General features: G+C 72.5%; 19 protein-coding genes. 5 read left to right on the top strand and 14 right to left on the bottom strand.

Annotated elements, in window-relative coordinates; all coding sequences use genetic code 11:
• Positions 1 to 13 precede the first annotated feature (13 nt).
• From HZS55_RS11495 to HZS55_RS11460, 8 genes are all read right to left on the bottom strand, one after another.
• Positions 14 to 349: a DUF7344 domain-containing protein gene (locus HZS55_RS11495; protein WP_179907808.1), complete on the bottom strand. Its 336-nt coding sequence runs from the start codon at positions 347 to 349 to the stop codon at positions 14 to 16.
• A gap of 38 nt (positions 350 to 387) precedes the next feature.
• Positions 388 to 669: a hypothetical protein gene (locus tag HZS55_RS11490; protein ID WP_179907807.1), complete on the bottom strand. Its 282-nt coding sequence runs from the start codon at positions 667 to 669 to the stop codon at positions 388 to 390.
• Positions 670 to 802: 133 nt separating this feature from the next.
• Positions 803 to 1,570, bottom strand: coding sequence for an SDR family NAD(P)-dependent oxidoreductase (locus HZS55_RS11485; RefSeq protein WP_179907806.1), 768 nt, complete (start codon positions 1,568 to 1,570; stop codon positions 803 to 805).
• A 59-nt stretch (positions 1,571 to 1,629) separates the two neighbouring features.
• Positions 1,630 to 3,219, bottom strand: coding sequence for a hypothetical protein (locus HZS55_RS11480; protein WP_179907805.1), 1,590 nt, complete (start codon positions 3,217 to 3,219; stop codon positions 1,630 to 1,632).
• Positions 3,216 to 3,965 carry an ABC transporter ATP-binding protein gene (locus HZS55_RS11475; RefSeq protein WP_179907804.1) on the bottom strand — a complete coding sequence of 250 codons (750 nt, stop codon included), beginning with the start codon at positions 3,963 to 3,965 and terminating at the stop codon, positions 3,216 to 3,218. Before HZS55_RS11475 ends, HZS55_RS11480 begins: the two co-directional genes overlap by 4 nt.
• A 71-nt stretch (positions 3,966 to 4,036) precedes the next feature.
• On the bottom strand, positions 4,037 to 4,633 hold the full coding sequence (locus HZS55_RS11470) for an NUDIX hydrolase (RefSeq protein WP_179907803.1): 597 nt from the start codon (positions 4,631 to 4,633) through the stop codon (positions 4,037 to 4,039).
• 123 nt (positions 4,634 to 4,756) lie between these two features.
• Positions 4,757 to 5,305 carry an NUDIX hydrolase gene (locus tag HZS55_RS11465; protein WP_179907802.1) on the bottom strand — a complete coding sequence of 183 codons (549 nt, stop codon included), beginning with the start codon at positions 5,303 to 5,305 and terminating at the stop codon, positions 4,757 to 4,759.
• A gap of 3 nt (positions 5,306 to 5,308) precedes the next feature.
• Positions 5,309 to 7,138 (bottom strand): S9 family peptidase, encoded by a 1,830-nt coding sequence (locus tag HZS55_RS11460; protein ID WP_179907801.1) that lies wholly within the window; start codon positions 7,136 to 7,138, stop codon positions 5,309 to 5,311.
• A 226-nt stretch (positions 7,139 to 7,364) separates the two neighbouring features.
• Between HZS55_RS11460 and HZS55_RS11455 the strand changes: the two genes are divergently transcribed.
• A complete protein-coding gene (locus HZS55_RS11455; RefSeq protein ID WP_179907800.1) occupies positions 7,365 to 7,742 on the top strand; it encodes a hypothetical protein in 378 nt (125 codons plus the stop codon).
• A 37-nt stretch (positions 7,743 to 7,779) separates the two neighbouring features.
• Here the strand turns inward: HZS55_RS11455 and HZS55_RS11450 are convergent, their stop codons facing one another.
• The gene (locus HZS55_RS11450; RefSeq protein WP_179907799.1) at positions 7,780 to 8,511 is read right to left on the bottom strand and encodes a zinc metalloprotease; all 732 of its coding nucleotides are present in this window, start codon (positions 8,509 to 8,511) and stop codon (positions 7,780 to 7,782) included.
• A 156-nt stretch (positions 8,512 to 8,667) separates the two neighbouring features.
• On the opposite strand from HZS55_RS11450, the gene HZS55_RS11445 reads away from it, so the two are divergent.
• Positions 8,668 to 9,726 (top strand): glycosyltransferase, encoded by a 1,059-nt coding sequence (locus HZS55_RS11445; RefSeq protein ID WP_179907798.1) that lies wholly within the window; start codon positions 8,668 to 8,670, stop codon positions 9,724 to 9,726.
• A 59-nt stretch (positions 9,727 to 9,785) separates the two neighbouring features.
• A complete protein-coding gene (locus tag HZS55_RS11440; protein WP_179907797.1) occupies positions 9,786 to 9,938 on the top strand; it encodes a CpXC domain-containing protein in 153 nt (50 codons plus the stop codon).
• A 47-nt stretch (positions 9,939 to 9,985) separates the two neighbouring features.
• On the opposite strand, the gene folP is transcribed toward HZS55_RS11440, so the two are convergent.
• From folP to HZS55_RS11425, 3 genes are all read right to left on the bottom strand, one after another.
• The gene (folP, locus tag HZS55_RS11435) at positions 9,986 to 12,541 is read right to left on the bottom strand and encodes a dihydropteroate synthase (RefSeq protein ID WP_179907796.1); all 2,556 of its coding nucleotides are present in this window, start codon (positions 12,539 to 12,541) and stop codon (positions 9,986 to 9,988) included.
• Positions 12,542 to 12,665: 124 nt separating this feature from the next.
• On the bottom strand, positions 12,666 to 12,920 hold the full coding sequence (locus HZS55_RS11430) for a DUF7538 family protein (protein ID WP_179911858.1): 255 nt from the start codon (positions 12,918 to 12,920) through the stop codon (positions 12,666 to 12,668).
• A 94-nt stretch (positions 12,921 to 13,014) separates the two neighbouring features.
• The gene (locus tag HZS55_RS11425) at positions 13,015 to 13,953 is read right to left on the bottom strand and encodes a hypothetical protein (protein ID WP_179907795.1); all 939 of its coding nucleotides are present in this window, start codon (positions 13,951 to 13,953) and stop codon (positions 13,015 to 13,017) included.
• Between the two features lie 252 nt (positions 13,954 to 14,205).
• On the opposite strand from HZS55_RS11425, the gene HZS55_RS11420 reads away from it, so the two are divergent.
• Entirely contained in the window at positions 14,206 to 14,475 is a 270-nt protein-coding gene (locus HZS55_RS11420) for a hypothetical protein (protein WP_179907794.1), read from the top strand.
• Positions 14,453 to 15,112, top strand: a complete 660-nt coding sequence (locus HZS55_RS11415; protein WP_179907793.1) for a hypothetical protein — start codon at positions 14,453 to 14,455, stop codon at positions 15,110 to 15,112. The genes HZS55_RS11420 and HZS55_RS11415 overlap by 23 nt, the downstream gene beginning before the upstream one ends.
• A gap of 86 nt (positions 15,113 to 15,198) precedes the next feature.
• On the opposite strand, the gene HZS55_RS11410 is transcribed toward HZS55_RS11415, so the two are convergent.
• Complete coding sequence (locus HZS55_RS11410) at positions 15,199 to 15,750, bottom strand: SHOCT domain-containing protein (RefSeq protein WP_179907792.1); 552 nt, start codon at positions 15,748 to 15,750, stop codon at positions 15,199 to 15,201.
• Positions 15,751 to 15,845: 95 nt separating this feature from the next.
• On the bottom strand, positions 15,846 to 16,928 hold the full coding sequence (locus HZS55_RS11405; RefSeq protein WP_179907791.1) for a Gfo/Idh/MocA family protein: 1,083 nt from the start codon (positions 16,926 to 16,928) through the stop codon (positions 15,846 to 15,848).
• Between the last annotated feature and the right edge of the window lie 23 nt (positions 16,929 to 16,951).

Genomic DNA, 16,951 nt, shown 5'->3' with positions numbered 1-16,951 from the left:
GCTCGGAGCCCGCCTACGACCCGATGGCGTCGAGGGCGTCGAGCGAGACGGAGTCGGTGAGTCGGACGCGCCGTCGCTCGGGGGAGAACCTGACGATGCCGGCGTCGGAGAGTTTCGGAACGTGGACGTGATACAGCGACGTGCGGAGGCGGGTGATCGCCGCCTCGTCCGCGGAGCCGTCCGTCCTCCCGCCGTCGCTCTCGACCATCCGTTCGGCGAGTTTCTCGATGGTCAGCGCCGCGTCGGCGTCGTCCAGCAGCCGGACGGCGTGTCGCCGTCGTTCGTCGGCCAGCGCGTCGTACACGAGCGATCTGTTGCCGTACCGTGCCTTCCCGTCCATGGGACTCATACCACCCCCTCGGCCACGTCCGAGTATAGGGGCTACGCCTAAACAGATAGCGTCGAACGCACCTGATACGCACCACGCACGGTTCCGGCGAGAAGCGAGCGGTCGGCGCCGTCGAGTTCCGCGCTGGAGACGGCCTCCACGTCCGCCCCGTTCCCGCGCATCGCCCGATAGACACCGTAGCCGAGGGCGGCGACACCGAGTGCGACGAGCGCCTTTCCGCGGGCCCCGCTCGTCGCGGCGCGGGTGTAGAGGCTCCGTTCGGCGACGTGGCCCTCGTGGTCGCCGCGTTCTCGGAGTTCGCCGCTGGGCGGGAGAAGCATCGTCTACCGGGAGGGGAACGACGGGCTTGACGGCGGTGCCTGAATACGCGCGGCGGGTCGCGGGCTCCGACCGCTCGGATCGGAGCGTCGGGAGCCGGCTCGGACCGACCGTCGATTCGGGCCGGACGGCGAATCAGACCGAACTTCGGTCGTAGCCGCCGTCGATGGTGATGATCTCGCCGGTGGTGAAGGAGGCGGCGTCGCTGGCGAGGTACAGCGCGGCGCCGCTGATCTCGTCGGGCGTGGCGACCCGCTCCATCGGCGTGCGCTCGTCGACGCCTTCGCGGAACTCCGAGCCGTCCTCCAGTTTCGGACCGGCGAGCTCGGTCTTGACGAAGCCGGGCGCGACGGCGTTGACCCGGACCTCGGGCCCCAGATCCGCCGCGGTCGCGCGGGTGAGACCGTTGAGGCCGGCCTTCGCCGAGACGTAGCTCGGGCGCGCCTCGCGGGACTGCTCGGCGGACATCGAGGAGACGTTGATAATGGACCCCTCGTCCATGGCGGCGCCGAACTCCTTGATCGCGCGGAAGGCGCCGGTCAGCAGCACGTCGATGTCCTGGCCCCACTCCTCCTCGGTCATCTCCGTGACCGGCGTCGTCGCGACCGAGCCCTGGGAGGTGACGAGCGTGTCGACGGTGCCCAGGGCCGCCTCGGTGGTCTCCCGGAGGTTCCGGACGGAGTCGGGGTCGCGAACGTTGCAGGTGACCTCGACCGTCTCGGCGCCGAGATCGCGCAGTTCCGCGGCGGCCTCGGCGACGGAGTCCTCCGAGCGGCTGGTCGCGACCACGTCGGCGCCGTCGCGGGCGAACGCCCGGGCGATCTCCAGCCCGATGCCGCTCGTGCCGCCGATGACGACCGCGGTCTGTCCCTCGACGCTGATTCCGTCTGCGTTGTCCGTCATGGTTCCAAGAGCCCGTGCTCGACGGGAGTCGGTTTCGATTCGCGTCCAGCGGTCGCCCGTCACTCGACGGAGTACGCGTCCAGCTTCGCGACCGCGTGGCGGTAGCCTCCCCAGGCGACGAGGGCGGCGAGGATGGCCGTCGCGCCGACGCCGACCGCGACGGTCGCCGGGTCGACCGGACTCGGCCGGGCGTAGGCGCCGAGCGCCCCGAGCCCCGGTGCGCCGACGGTGACCATGCCGAGGGTGTAGGCCGCGGAGGCGGACTTGTTCGGGATCTGCACGTCCTCGCCGAGCAGCCCCTCGTCGCCGGGCGGGTAGTGGACGCCGAGCGCCAGCGAACACAGCGGCGCGACCACCGCGAGGGCGACCGCGAAGACGCCGATGGCGGCGACGACCAGCGGCGAGGAGACGCCGACGCCGATAGCGGTGCCCAGCGCGGCGCCGACCAGCAGCGGCATCACCGGGAGGACGACGGCGTAGGCCTTCGCGCGGACGAACGTCTCGCTCGAGACGCCGGCGGTGAGCAGGGCGGGCAGCGCGTCGCCCTCGGTGCCCAGCGGATTGAGCGTGAAGCCGCTCCCGGCGGCCAGCGCGCCGGTGAAGGCGACGACCGGCGCGTACATCGCCGCGTCGAACGGGCCGCTGTAGACGAGCTGTTCGGCCATGACGAGGCCGACGAAGACGGCGGGGTAGACGTACCACAGCGTCTTCGGCGTGCGCTTGGTGCGGCGCCAGGTCGTCTCGACGAGCGCGGCGGTCGGCCGCGGGACGACCGACGCGAGCACGTCCCTGACGGGCGTCGCCGTCGCCGGGTCGTCGCCGGCCTCCTCGTCGTCGTCGCCGAGCGCGCGGTCGTCGTACCAGACGGCCTCGGCGAGCCGGACCGACGCGGCGAGCGAGCCGAGCACGAGCCCGACCGTGGCGAGGAGGAACCCGCCCGCGCGGGCGGGCGAAGCGCCGGCGTCCCGGACGGTCAACAACAGCAGGTCGCCGGCCCACGACAGCGGCGTCGCGCCCAGCGCGGCGCCGACGGTCCGGCGGGTGAACAGGACGAGGTAGAACAGCCCGAGCATCCCGACCCCGAGGCCGAACCGGGCGTTCTTCGAGAGCCCGTAGCCGTCGAGCAGCCAGCGGGCGCCGAAGCCGATCGGGGCCGTCGCGACGCCGGCGACGACGAACAGCCAGAGGCTGCCCGCGACCAGCGAGACCGCGGCGACCGGCGCCTCGGCGCCGACGGCGAACGCGACCGCGCCGGCGAGCGCGACCGGCCAGAACAGCGCCGTCCAGACGGCCGTCTGGCGGGCGACGCTCCCGACGGCGACCGCGCGGGTGCTCGTCGCCGTCAGGAAGGTCACGTAGCGGTCCTTGAACTCGCTGTTGCCCCCCGCGGCGCCGAGCGTCCCCATCAGGGCGAGCAGGACGACGCCCGACAGCACCGTCCCGCGGACGCGGGCGACGACCGGCGCGACCTCGCCGGCGGCGAATCGCCGGCCCAGGTCGTAGGCGCCCGGTCCGACCAGGCCGGAGACCTGCAGCGCGAAGAAGCCGGGTATCAACAGGAAGAAGGCGGTCATCCGCTTGGACTCGCGGACTCGCCGGTAGGTCTGGCGGAGGGCGGTCCGCGTGACGACGACGGCCGGGCTCGTCATGGCGACTCGCGCAGCCGCGCCGAGAGGTCGGTGTCGCTCGTCAGCTCGACGAAGGCGTCCTCCAGCGTGTCGCCGTCGCGGTCGGCGACCAGCCGCTCGGGGTCGTCCTCGGCCAGCAGTCGCCCGTCCGAGAGCAGCCCGACGGTGTCGGCCAGCTCGTCGACCACCGAGAGCACGTGCGTCGAGAGGAAGACGGCGGTGCCCGCGTCGCGCAGCTCCGTGAGGACCTCCTTGAGCGTCCGCGCGGCGTTAGGGTCGAGCCCGCTGGTCGGTTCGTCGAGGAACAGCACCGCGGGCTCGTGGACGATGGCCTGGATCACGCTGGTCTTCTGTTTCATGCCCTTCGAGTAGCTCTCGATGCGGTCGTCGGCGGCCGCCAGGCCGAACCGGTCGAGCAGGGCACCGACCCGCTCGCGGGCGCGCTCCGGGTCGAGCCCGCGCACGTCGGCGACCGCCGACAGCTGCTCGCGGGCGGTGAGCTTCTCGTACAGCGGCGGCGTGTCGGGGACGTAGCCGATCCGCTCGCCCAGCCGGTCGCGGTCGCGCACGTCGACGCCGGCGACGGTCGCCGACCCGTCGCTGGGACGGGTGAGTCCGGTCAGCAGCCGCATGGTGGTCGTCTTGCCGGCGCCGTTGGGGCCGAGAAAGCCGTAGATGGTCCCGCTCTCGACGGTCAGGTCCAGCCCCTCGACGGCGGCGACCGACCCGTAGCGCTTCGTGAGCCCGTCGGTCTCGATGGCTGCCACTGCCGGGTGTAGGGGACAGCGCCGCGGTAAGTGTTCCGGTGGATCAGGGGTCTCGTCCCGAGCGGACGGCGTCAGTGCGAGGGCACCGCCGACTCCGGGAGCGTCGGGTGCCAGCGCACGCCCGCCGGTGTCTGGTCGTCGGTGTCGCCCGTCGCGTCGCCGTCGTCGGTCGCTTCGGCCGCGTCGCCGTCGCCCGCCGCGTCGGCCGCCCGGCCGCCACCGGACACCGGCGCGGCGACGGTCGCGTCCGACCCGTCGGTCTCGGCGACGAAGACGGCGATCAGCCGGTAGACCGGCGGGCGGTCGGGGTCGTCCTCGTCGCGGACGCCGAGGATCGTCACGCGGATGAGGTCGGTCAGCGAGCAGTCGACGCCGGTGGTCTCCCGGATCGCGGCCTCGGTCCCGGGGACGACGCGCTCGTCGGTCGCCGGTTCGCCGTGGGGGACGACCCACTCGCCGTCGCGTTCGACCAGCAGCACGTCCTCGCTGTCGTTGTACAGCTGGACGTACGCGTCGACGATACCGCGCTCGCAGCGCCCCCCGGCCCGCTCGTAGGCGTCGCTGGGCACGGTGAGCGTCGTCTGGTTGATCGGGAACCCGCTGTACTCGTCCTCCAGCGCGACCAGCCGCTCCTCCACCCTGTCGCGGGAGACCTCGGCCACGGACATCGTCCGCATCTGCGTCGGGATCGGCATAAACCCGTCCCTTCGTTCAGGCCACGGACGGACCGCTCGCCCCGGGGTCGGACCCCGGACGTTCGCACTTGCGAGCGGGTCGCCGACCGCTCGCGGTCACTCGCTGGCCGGATACGGTCGGTCGGCAACTTCGGGGTACAGTACGGTCGCCGGTCGCGACGCGAACCACTCCGCCGCGGCGATCTCCCCCTCCCGCGGACGCAGGTCGCCGCTCGCGTACTCGCCGTCGAAGACCGCGATGAGGCTGGCCAGCGCGGGCCGGTCGGGGTCGCTCTCGTCGACGAGTTCGAGGACGTGCGCCTCACGGAGGCCCGTGATCGTCGCCTCGACGGCCGCCTCCTCACGGACCTCGCGGCGCGCGGCCGCCTCGAAGGACTCGTCGGCCTCGCGCTTGCCGCCGGGGTCGGCCCAGCCGTCGTCGCCCTCGTTGCGGACGAGCAGGACTCGGCCCGCGTCGTCGGTGATCCAGACGCCCGCGCCGCCGTTCGCACCGGCCGCGATCCGCTCGCGGTCGCGCTCGTAGGCCTCGGGCGACAGTTCCCACCGCTTCTCGACGCGCTCGAAGTCGTCGTACCGCCGGCGCAGGTCGGCCAGCCAGTCGGCGACGCGCTCGCGTGAGCGGGTCGCGAGGTCGTCGTCGACCATCGGTCAGACGTGCTCGTCGAGGAAGTCGACGACGGCCGTGTAGGCCTCGATCCGGTTCTCGCGCTTGGTGATCCCGTGGCCCTCGTCGTCGAAGACGAGCTTCTCGACGGGGACGCCCTGCTCGGCCGCCCGCTCGGCGATCTGCTCGGCCTCGCCGAGCGGGACGCGGGGGTCGTTGGCGCCGTGGAGGACGAACAGCGGCGCCGCGATCGACTCGACGTTGTTGATCGGCGAGACCGATTCGAGGAACTCGCGGTCGTCGTCCAGCGAACCGTACTCGGCCTCGCGCAGCTCGCGGCGCCACGAGCCGGTGTTCTCCAGAAACGTGACGAAGTTGGCGATCCCCACGATATCGACGCCGGCGGCCCACAGGTCGGGGTACTCCGTCAGCGCCGCCAGCACCATGAACCCGCCGTAGGAGCCGCCCATCGCCACCACGCGGTCGGGGTCGACCGCCTCGCGGTCGGTCAGCCACTCGACCGCGGCCTCGATATCGGCCACCGAGTCCATCCGCTTCTCCACGTCGTCGAGGTGGGTGTACTCGCGGCCGTAGCCGGTCGACCCGCGGACGTTGGGTTCGAAGACGGCGTACCCCCGCGACAGGAAGTACTGGGTGAGTCCCGCGAAGGAGGGCCGGCGCTGGCTCTCGGGCCCGCCGTGGATGTCGACGATCACGGGCGTCTCGCCCGCTTCCGGGTCGTCGGGCAGCGAGAAGTAGCCCGGGATCGACCGGTCGTCGAAGGTCGGGTAGCGGACGAGTTCGGGCTCGACGAACGAGGACTTCGGGATCCCCGCCGTGGAGGCGTCGGTCCAGCGCTCGAACTCGCCCGACTCCACGTCGACGACGTAGACGTTCGTGTTCTCGGTCCGGCCGGTCGCCGAGAGTGCGAACCGCTCGGCGCGCTCGTCGAAGGCGACGCCGCCGGCGATCCCGCCCGGCAGGTCCGGCGCTGGGAACTCGTCGATCTCGGTTGGGCCGGCGAGTTCGCCGACGGTCAGGTCGGTGTAGCCGTCGACGTTCCGGGAGTAGACGAGCCGGCCGGTCTCGTCGTCGACGGCCACGCCCCCCACGTTCCACTCGCCCCCGTCGGCCACGGTGTCGAGCGCCGCCGCGAGGTCGGCCTCGTCGGGGTCGTCGCCGATCGCCGTCAGATCGAGCCGGGCGAGGAACTTCGTGTCGGACTCGTAGTCGGTGGTCAGGTAGAGGGCGTCGCCGTCGGGGCTCCACTGGGCGCTCGTGAAGCGCACGTCGCCGTCGTGGGGCGTGAGGTGGCGCCGTTCGCCCGACTCGGCGTCGAGGACGAAGAGATCCTGGTCGAAGTTCCAGTGAGCCTGCGAGACGAGCAGGCGGTCGTCGGCGGGCGCCCAGCCGCCGACGGAGAGCCAGCCGTCGCCCTCGTGGACGAGCGTCGCGTCCTCGCCGGTCTCCGCTCGTCCCTGGACGTACACGTCGAAGACGGACTCGTCGCGGCGGTTGGAGGCGAACGCGAAGCGGTCGCCGTCGTGTGACCACCCGCCCCAGCGGTGTTTGGCGTCGGGACGCGCGGTGAGGTTCGCGATCGTCCCGTCGTCGGCGTCGAGGCGGTAGAGCTGGGCGCGCTCGTTGCCGCCCTCGTCCATGCCGAAGGCGAGTTCCCGTCGCTCGGGCGACCACGAGGCGAAGGTGACCCGGTCCTCGAAGAAGGTGCGCTGGACGGGCCACGTTCGGGGTTCGTCGAGCGTCCAGAGCTGAGGGGTGCCCGTGGCGTCGAGCAGAAGGGACAGCGTTCCGTCGGGACCGAACGAAGCGCCGTAGGCGCTCCGCACGTTGAGATATCGGTCGAGGTCGTACATACTCCGGGCAAGCGGCGGGGCGGAGAAAGTCCTTCCGGGCGTGCGAGCCGGGCGGACTCGCGACCCCCCGACGAGCGTGACGGACGGCCGCGGCGGTAGGCGTGACAGACTTCGGCAGTAAGTGGACGTTTGACGCCGGTGGGACGGGCACAACGGGGAAAACGTTGCGTCCCTCCCCCGAATGCCCGCCAATAACGAAACCGCTGACGCTCCTGTGGGGAAACGCATGTACCGCGCACTCGCGACAGTCTGTATCGTCGCTCTGGTCGCCCTCGCCGGCTGCGGCGGTCCCGGCCCGGGCGCCGGAACCGACACAGCAGCCATCGGCGAAGACGGGGAAGACACCTCGCCCGCCGTCGGCGACGAAACCGAGACGGAAGGTGACGACGTGATGGAACCCGCGACCGAAACCGAAGGGGACGACGTGATGGAACCCGCGACCGAAACCGAAGGGGACGACACGACGGAGACAGAGGGAGACGATACGATGGGTACCGAGACGGAGACGGCCACCGATGACGGCATGGGTACCGAGACCGAGACGGACGAGGGCGGTGTCATCGGTGATACCGAGACGGACACCGAGACGGACGCCGCGAGCTGACGCTTCCGGTCGACGACCGTTCGGACATTTTTCGCCGTCACCGCAGCGCGCGAGCGGCGCAGTCGGTGTACCGTAGTCCGAGCCGCCGCTCCGTCGCGTCGTCGGCGTTCGGGTACGCGCCGCCGCAGGCGCTCGCGTCGTCGAGGTGTCGCTCGCGGACGCGCTCGGACGCCCAGAGGTAGCTCCCGACCATCGGACTCGCGACGAGGGCGTCGCCCTCGCGGCGCGCCGCCCCGTGCCCGTGGGTAGCTCCGAGCGCGTGGCCGACCTCGTGGAGCAGCAGCTGCGTCGCCGCGGCCGGGAGCGAGTAGGGGACGACCGGCGGCGTCCTCTCGGCGGGCGCCATCCTGGCGATGTAGGCCCCGCCGGTGGTGGCGGCGATCCGCGGACGAGCGTACCCGGCGGGCTGGCGCCGCGGGTCGCCGTCGGTGACGAGCAGGTTCACGTCCCCGACGGGGTCGATCTCGTCGAGCCCGACCAGCCCCTCGACGACCGTCGTCGGCCAGTCGAACCCGAGCGACGTCTTCCCGCCCTCGTGGGCCAGCGGGACCGACGACGGCGCGAACTCGACCTCGACGGCGCCGACCGCCTCGCCGAGGGCCGCGCCGAGGTAGCCTTCGACCCTGCCGGCGAGCGCGTCGTGCGTGGCCGCGGACTCGCTGAACCAGACGCGGACGACGACCGGGTCCGGCGGGCTCGCGGCGCGGCGCCCGGCGACTCCCAGCGACAGCGCCACACCGGCGCCCCCGAGGAACGCCCGTCGATTCACTACCGCCCCGATCCCTGTAGCCGGTAATAAACGTTCCTGCGTGGTAGGTGCGACTTACTTCGGCGACGACTCCGCCGGACCACCGCGGTACGGTCGCCTTACCGGCCGCCGCCGGGATGGCGGGGATTTTTGACATCCCACCCCGTCCTCCGGCGTATGCGCGTCGCGTTCGTCTCGATGGAGACGACTCACTATCGCGACACCGAAGGCGCCCGCCGGTTCGAACGCGTCGCACGCCACCTCGCCGCCCGCGGCCACGACGTGACCGTCTTCTGCACCCAGTTCTGGGAGGGGACCGACGAGACCGTCGAGCGCGACGGCGTCACCTACCGCGGGGTCACCATCTCCCCCGCCCTCACCTCCTTTTCCGTCCGCCTCCCCGCGCTGCTCGCCCTGTTCGACCCCGATATCGTCCACGCCCGGCCCGACCCGCCCGTCGGCGTCGTCGCCGCCAGCCTCGGCGGAACGGTCGCCCGCGCGCCGCTGGTGATCGAGTGGTTCGGCGACGAGTCGGTCGACGACTCGCGGTTCGCCGACCGCGCCGCCACGCTCCCCGACATGGTCGACACGCCCTCCGAGATGGTTCGCACGCGCGTCCGCGAGCGCGGCGCGACCGCCGACACCACCCAGGTCGTCCCCGAGAGCGTCGACATGGAGACGGTCAGGGAGACCGAGCCCGCCGAGGCGATCGATGTCGTTTACGCCCACCCGCTCGACGAGAGCGCCAACCTGGAGAGCTTCCTGCTGGGCCTCGCCGAGCTGCGCGACCGCGACTGGTCGGCGACGATCGTCGGCGACGGCCCCGAACGCGAGGGCTACGAACGGCAGGTCCGGGACCTCCGGATCGAGGATCGGGTCACCTTCGCCGGCGCCTGCGACCGAGCCGAGCGGGTGGCCTACTACAAGGGCGCTCACGCGTTCGTCCAGACGGCCCACCGGGAGTACTTCGCGAGCGAACTGCTGTGGGCGCTGGCCTGCGGCTGCGTCGGCATCGTCGAGTACCAGGCCGAGTCCAGCGCCCACGAGCTCATCGAGGAGGAAGAGCGCAGCTTCCGCGCGACCGACCCCCAGCAGATCGCCGACGCCATCGTCGACGCCGGCGAGTTCGAGCGGTTGACCGTCGACGAGGACTACGCGGACTACGACCACGACGCCGTCCTCGAACGCTATCTGCAGACGTATCGGGACTTGCAGGCCGACCACGGGCTGCTGTGAGTCGCGTCGCGCGGGGACGAACCCTTGCCACTCGGGCGCCTACCGATCGGCGACCGCCGATGATCCCCCCGTTCCTCCGGCGCTGTCCCGACTGCGGGAAGACCGGCCTCGCTCGCTCGTTCGAGACGGTCGACACCAACGGGGAGCACCGCGTCGCGTGTCCGCGTTGCGGCCACCGATTCCGGGTCGTCGACCGGTCGACGCTGAACTGACCGAGGGTCGCGCCGTCTCGCGAGTCGCGGATCGGCGACCGCCGCGTTCACTCCTCGTCGAAGCGGTCGGGGTCGGCCGCGGCCCGGGCGACGCGGACGGCGGCGACGTTCTCGTCGGCGTCGTGGACTCTGATCACGTCGGCGCCGCGCTCGGCCGCCAGCGCCGTGCCCGCGACCGTCTCGTCCAGCGCGCCCTCGCGGCCGCCCTCGGTGAGTTCGAACATGGACTTGCGGGAGTGGCCGACCAGAACCGGGCAGCCCAGCGCCGCGAGTTCGTCCAGCCGACCCAGGAGTTCGAAGCTCTCGGCGGCCGATTTGCCGAACCCGAGCCCGGGGTCGACGAGGATCTGCGAGCGGTCGAGCCCGGCCTTCTCGGCGAGGAGGACGCGCTCGGCGAGGTAGTCGATCACGTCGTCGACCACGTCGTCGTACTCGACGCTCGTGGTCGGGTCGACCGGTGCCTCGATACTGTGCATGACGACCACAGGCACGTCGTACTCGGCGGCGACGAGCCGCATCTCCGGGTCTTCCAGCCCGGACACGTCGTTTAACAGGTCCGCCCCGGCGTCCAGGGCGGCGCGGGCTACTTCGGCCTTGCGCGTGTCGATCGAAATCATCGCGTCGAGGTCCGAAATTTCCTCGATCACGGGGACGACGCGCGCTCTCTCCTCCTCGGCGGGGACGACCTCGCCGCCGGGCCGGGTCGATTCGCCGCCGATGTCGAGGATCTCGACGCCGGCGTCGACCATCCGCTCGGCGCGCTCGCGGGCGTCGGCGACGGTGTTGTACTCGCCGCCGTCGTGGAAGCTGTCGGGCGTGATGTTGAGGATGCCCATCACCGCCGTGCCGTCGGCCCACGGGTAGTCCCGATCGGTCGCGCTCCGCTCGGCGTCGGGCGTCGGCGTCGCCGCGTTCGGGGTCGGCGACGCGCCGAGGCCGGCCCGGATCTCGTCGGCCAGCGGCGCGAGGTCGTCCTCGCGGTCGGCGAGCGCGTCGGCGAGGCGGTCGAACTGCGCCCGGGTCGCCATCGCTACGGCGTCGACGCGCTCCTCGTCCTGGTCGGCCAGCGCCGAGAGGGCGACCTCCCCGCCCAGCGCTCGCAACTCGGACTGCAGGCGGCGAGCGCGGCGCGGACGGAGCCGCATCCGCAAGACGCGGTGGACGGCGTCGCCGGCTGCTGCCGCCGCGTTCGCCTCGCCGACGTGCGCCCGGTCCAGCGCCGCCTCGGCGTCGGTCACCGAGTCCACGTCGAGCGGGACGGTGGGCCGCGACCAGCGGGTGCGCGCCTCGGCGACGGCGTACAGCGAGCCCGAGACGACGACGGCGTCGTCGGGTCCGGCGGCGTCGAGCGCCCGGGCGAGTGCGCCGGCGACCGGCTCGTGTGTCGACACGTCGGCGTCGGTCTCGGTCGCGAACGCGCGGGCGACCACCTCGGCGGACTCGGCGCGGTCGTGGTCGGGGCGGCAGGCGACGACGCGGCCCAGATCCGCGTCGGCGAACGCCGCTGCGACCCCGCGGTGGTCCTTGTCGGTCATCGCGCCGACGACGAGGTGGGCCTCGCCGTAGTCGAAGGTGGAAAGCACCTCGGCGGTCGTCTCGCAGCCGCCGGGGTTGTGCGCGCCGTCGAGGACGACCAGCGGCTCGCGGTCCATCACCTCGAACCGCCCCGGCCAGTGGGCGTTGCGGAAGCCGCGCTCGACGGCCGCCGTCGCCGCGTCGACACCCAGGCGGCCGGCCACCTGCCCGACGAGCGCCGCCGCGACGCCCGCGTTGCGCGCCTGGTGAGCGCCCAGCAGCGGGAGGCGCGTGTCGACGGCCCACCCGCCGTCGCCGCCCTCCTCGTCCCCGCCGTCGAGCGAGCCGGTCCCCTCGACCGAGACGGCCCCCTCCAGTCCCTCGCGACCGCCGTACGCGACGGTCACGTCCGGGTCCTCGGGCTCGCTCCAGTCGGCGTCGGCGACCGTGAGCACGTCGTCGACCTCCTCGCGGATGGCCGCGAGCGCGTCGCCGGTCGTCGCGGTCACGAGCGGCGCGTCGTCGGGCGCGACGCCCGATTTGTCGCGAGCGATCTCCCCGACGGTGTCGCCGAGCAGGTCCGTGTGTTCGAGCGTGACCGCGGTGACGGCGCTGGCGATCGGGTCGACGACGCTCGTGGCGTCCAGCGTCCCGCCGATGCCGACTTCGAGGACGGCCACGTCCACGTCCTGCCGATCGAACTCCCACAGCGCCATCGCCGTCAGCGTCTCGAAGAAGGTCGGCGAGTCGCCGTCGGTCGCCCGCTCGGTCGCGTACTCGCGGAACGATCCGACGAAGTCGGTCACCGCCGACTCGGTCATCGGCCGGCCGTCGACGCGGACCCGCTCGCGCACGTCGTCGAGATGGGGCGAGGTGTACAGTCCGACCGAGAGGCCGGCCTCGCGCAGCGCCCGCTCGACCATGCGGGCAGTGCTGCCCTTGCCGTTCGACCCCGCGACCTGGACGCAGGCGAGTCGCTCGTGGGGGTCGCCGACGTGGTCGAGCAACTCCCGCGTCGGGTCCAGCCCCGGCCGCGGCGCGAACCGTCGCAGATCGAAGAGAAAGTCCGCCGCCTCGTGAAACTCCATGCACGTGCGATTCCGGATGGGCGCGCTTAGGCCTGTCGGAGTCCCCAACCACTGGGTCGCGACCGACGACACGGTCGTCACGGAACGCCGACCGGCCGGGCTCCGACCGCCGCGGGTCGGCCCGCTACAGCGATCGCCGCTCGACCTCGGGGTCGACCCCCGCGGCGTCGAGGTCCATCCGGATGCGCTCGCGCAGCGGCGTCGGCACCGTCTCGCGGCCCACCGGAACCGCCGTCTCGCCGCCCGACTCCGGGGGGACCTTCCAGTAGACCACGCAGTCGCTCGGGGCGTAGTATTCGACGCTGTAGCGGTCGCCCTCGCCCTCGTAGTGGACGCGGGCGGCCGTCCCCTCGACGCGCCAGCCCTCGCGGTCGGCCAGGCCGGCGAGGGCGTCGCCGCCCTCCGCGCCGTCGTCCCGGTCGCCGTCGTCCCGGCCGCCGTCGTCGTCCGAACCGCGGTCGCTCTCGCCGCCCTCACTCATCGTCGCCGTCGCCGGTCGGCCCGTCCACGAGCGGGTCGTACTCGCGGTCCTCGCCGAACTTCCGGACGACCGCGGCGACCAGCGCGAGCGCGGCCAGCCCGACCAGCGCGCCCACGTCCGAATCGGCCGTCGGACGCCCGACGGTCTCGGGCGCCGCATCGCCGTCGTCGGCCTCGCCGTCCGTTCCGTCCGTTCCGTCGTCGTCGGCCGCTCCGGACTCGCCTGCCGCCTCCGCGCGCTCGGCGTGGCCGACCGTCTCGTCGACGGGGCGGTCGGCGAACTCCTCGCGGTCGTCGCGCTCCGGGGCCTTCGCCCGGCGGCGCGCCTCGGGGGCGTCGCCGTCGGCCGCGTCGGTCGTCGGCGGCGAGTCGGGCTCGTCCTCGTCGCTCCCGAGTGTGTCGCTCGCGACGGACGTGGCCTTCCCGAGGTAGCGATAGGCGAGGAACCCGACCACCGCGAGGACGAGCAGCGCCGCGGTCGCCTTCAGCAGGATCGGGCGGAGCTTGGCCTTCCAGCCCCCGTCCTCGTCGTCGACGTTCTCCTCGCCGGGCGAGGGGACCGGGGCCGGCCCGTCGGGGTTCGGCGTGTCCCACCCGTCGCTCTCGCCGGTCGCGCTCGTCCCCACGGGGATCGACTCGGCGTCCGACGAGGCGGCGGACTCGCCGGCGTCGGACTCGTCGGTGTCCTCGGCGCCCACCGCGTCGTCGACCAGGTCGGTGCCGACCGCCGTCGCGTCGTCGGTCGCGTCACCGGCCGGATCGTCGTCGTCGGCCTCGCGAGGCGGTTCGTCGCCGCCGTCGGCCGCTCGCTCGTCGTCCACGTCCCGGCCGCCGTCGGTGAGCTTCTCCAGGTCCTCGTCGGAGAGGAGCCCCTCGATGAGCCCACCGACGGGCGACTCGTCGAGGTCGATCCCCAGCAGCGTTCGTCCCATACCTTCCCGTTGGGCCAGCCCCCGGAAATAACTGAGCCATCTCCCTGCTCGGGGCCGCCTCCGGGCACCGGGGAGTTCGACGAACGGATACCGGCGCCACCGGACGCCCGGGACACCGTCCGCGCCGTCGAAAACGCCGGACCGCGGGGTTTTTGTTTCCGACCTCGATATCACACGCCGCATGCCCTCCACCAGACGGCTGCAACGAACGGTCGTAGCGGTTGGACTGCTCCTGCTCGTCGCGCTGTCCGGTTGCGGGAATCTATCCGGGACCGGATCGCCGACCCCCTCGGTGACCGAATCCCCGGTCCCGACGCAGCCAGCGACACAGACTCCGACCGCGTCACCCTCGCCGACGGCGACGCCGACAGCGTCCCCTTCACCCTCGCCGACGGCGACCTCGACTCCGACACCGGCACCGACCGCGTCGCCCTCACCGATGTCGACGACAACTCCGACACCGACCGCGTCGCCTTCGCCCGACCGGCTTCCGGCAGGGTTGGCCGACAGCGGCGTCCGTAACGTCACGCGGCTGGTCCACACGCATCAGGCGAACGTGATCGAGACGGCGGGTGTCGTGACTCATACGACGAACTCGACACTCCGCGACGGCGCGCTCGTCGCGACGGTGCGAGCGGCGGCCGAGCCGAATCTCACGCGGGTTCGGTACGTGTCCCGCTCGCACCGTGTCGTCGACGGCGAGCGGCGGAACAGAACGTCGGTCATCGCCGCCAACGGGACCGCCGTCAGGCAGTACACCGTCGCCGGTGGGAACGTCTCGCTCGACAACACGCGGAACCGGACCGAGCTGTTCGACCGGGCGCTCCGCGGCCTCTCGACGGCCGCGAACCCGCTCCGGGGGACGCTCCGTCGGGGCAACTTCTCCGTCGCCGATGTCGACGAACGGGACGACGCCACGGTCGTGACGCTGCGGGCCGACCGGTACGCGGGCGGGCAGCTGTACGACGCCGAGAACGTCGCGTCGTACGACGCGACCGTTCGGATCACGACCGACGGACTGATCCGCTCGGCCACGGAGCGCGTCGTCTCTCGGGTCGACGGGAACGAGCGGAGATACGGGTTCACGTATCGATTCGAACCGCGGTCGGTCGATCTCCCGCGGGTCCCGCAGGTGCCTGCGGAGACCCGTGTCGGGTGACTCCGCGAGCGGTCGAAGCTAGTTCGAGGCGGTCGACTCACGACGCGGGCCCGACGCGCTGCCGACGCGGGTCACCCCCACCGGAGTCAGTTCCGTTCGGCCGCGCGGAGTTCGTCGTCGATCGTGGAGGCGCGCTCGCGCGGGACGCCCTCCTCGTCGAGGACGATCCGCGTCCGCTCTTCGAGTTCCCACTCCGAGAACGCGCCGTCGACGTAGCGCGCTTTCAGGCGCTCGATGCGGTCGTCGGCGCGGCGTTCGGGCGAGCGGCTGTCCAGATCTTCGACGAGGGTGGCGATCCCCAGCAGTCGCGCGAGTGGATGGCGCTCGACTCGGGAGGCGGCCAGTCCGAGTCGCGTGCTCGCGGCGCGGCGCTTCGCCGCCGCGGCGGCCGAGACGCGCGCGGCCGTACCGACCGCCGCGACGACCGCGGCGGCGACGGTCAGCGGGACGCCGAGGACGGTTCCGAGCGCGAACAGCGGGAGGAGAGTCGCGAGCGTCGACGCCGCGCCGACCTCCAGCGCGGCGAGGACCAGCCACCCGGTCGCGCCGGCGACCGAGACGGTCGACAGCGCGGCGAACGCGAGCGCCAGCACCGCCGCGGCCGGGACGTGGTTGCGGGCCAGTTGCGTCAGTCCCATACCCCGTGCAGGTCGCGGGCACACCTAAGGCTCACGGCGAGTGCGTCGTCCGACGGTCGTCGTCCGGGTCGACCGAAACGCGGGGCCGCGCCCGCTTACAGCTCGACGGACTCGCGTGTCTCGGCGAGCAACGCCTGCGGGTCGACGGCCTCGTCGCGCTCGCTGCTCTCGATGGCCGCCTCGACCAGCGCGACCGACTGGAGGTTCGACTCCACGTCGGTCGCCATCGGCTCGCCACCGTCGAGCCACTCGACGAACTGCTCGACCAGCCAGGTGTTTCCCCAGGCGTCCTGTTCGTCCAGCGGGACCGGTTCGGGGTCGGCGTCGTCGACCCCGACGACCGTCTCGCGCTCCTGCTCGTAGGGATACCGGACGATCTCGCGGTCGTCGAGGACGAGCGTCTCGTCGCGACACTCGGCGCGGAGGGCGTCGCTCCCCCAGCCGTTGAGCGTCGTCGCGTTGGCCTTCGCGCCCTCCCAGGTCGCCCGCACGCCGTTCTCGAAGCGCATCTGGACGGTGGCCTGCACGTCGTCCTCGTACTCGGCCCACTCGGGCAACCAGGTGTCGGCGTAGAGCCGCTCGCAGTTCGCGCCGGCCATGTCCGCGAGGAAGTCGAGCTGGTGGACCGCGCCCTCGACGAGCAGCGGGTGCTCCATGTCGTGGCGGAACGCGCCCCAGGCGCCGTAGGTGCGGGCGTTGCAGGTGAATCGGCCGACGAGGTAGTCCAGCGGGCCGGGCTCGCCCGAGCGCAGGCGCCGGCGCATCGTCGTCTTGTCCCGGTCGAAGCGGTGGCTCATGGTCACGCCCATCTTCAGGCCCGCTCGCTCGACCTTCTCGGCGATGCGCACGGACGCCTCCAGGGTGTCGGCGATGGGCTTCTCCGAGAGGATATCGAGGTCGTGGTCGACGGCGGCGTCGACGACCTCCTCGTGGGTCCACGGGGGCGTGACGACCGTACAGAAGTCGGCGTCGTGCTCGGCGAACGCGGTCTCGGCGTCGGTGTAACAGTCGGCGGGGTCGACGCCGAGGTGTTCGACGGCGTTCTCGTGGGCCGCCTCGTTCACGTCGACGGCGGCGACGACGTCGACCAGCCCCTTCTCGACGTTCGGCGGTAGGAACGTGTCGCACCAGCGGCCGCCCTGGCCGCCGGTCCCGACCTGTATGGCTCGGTAGGTCATGGCGTATCGGCCGCCCCGTCGGA

Source organism: Halosimplex rubrum, from assembly GCF_013415885.1.
Classification (GTDB): domain Archaea; phylum Halobacteriota; class Halobacteria; order Halobacteriales; family Haloarculaceae; genus Halosimplex; species Halosimplex rubrum.
Note: the sequence above shows the minus strand (reverse complement) of the source record. Positions and strands in the feature narration are given on the sequence as shown.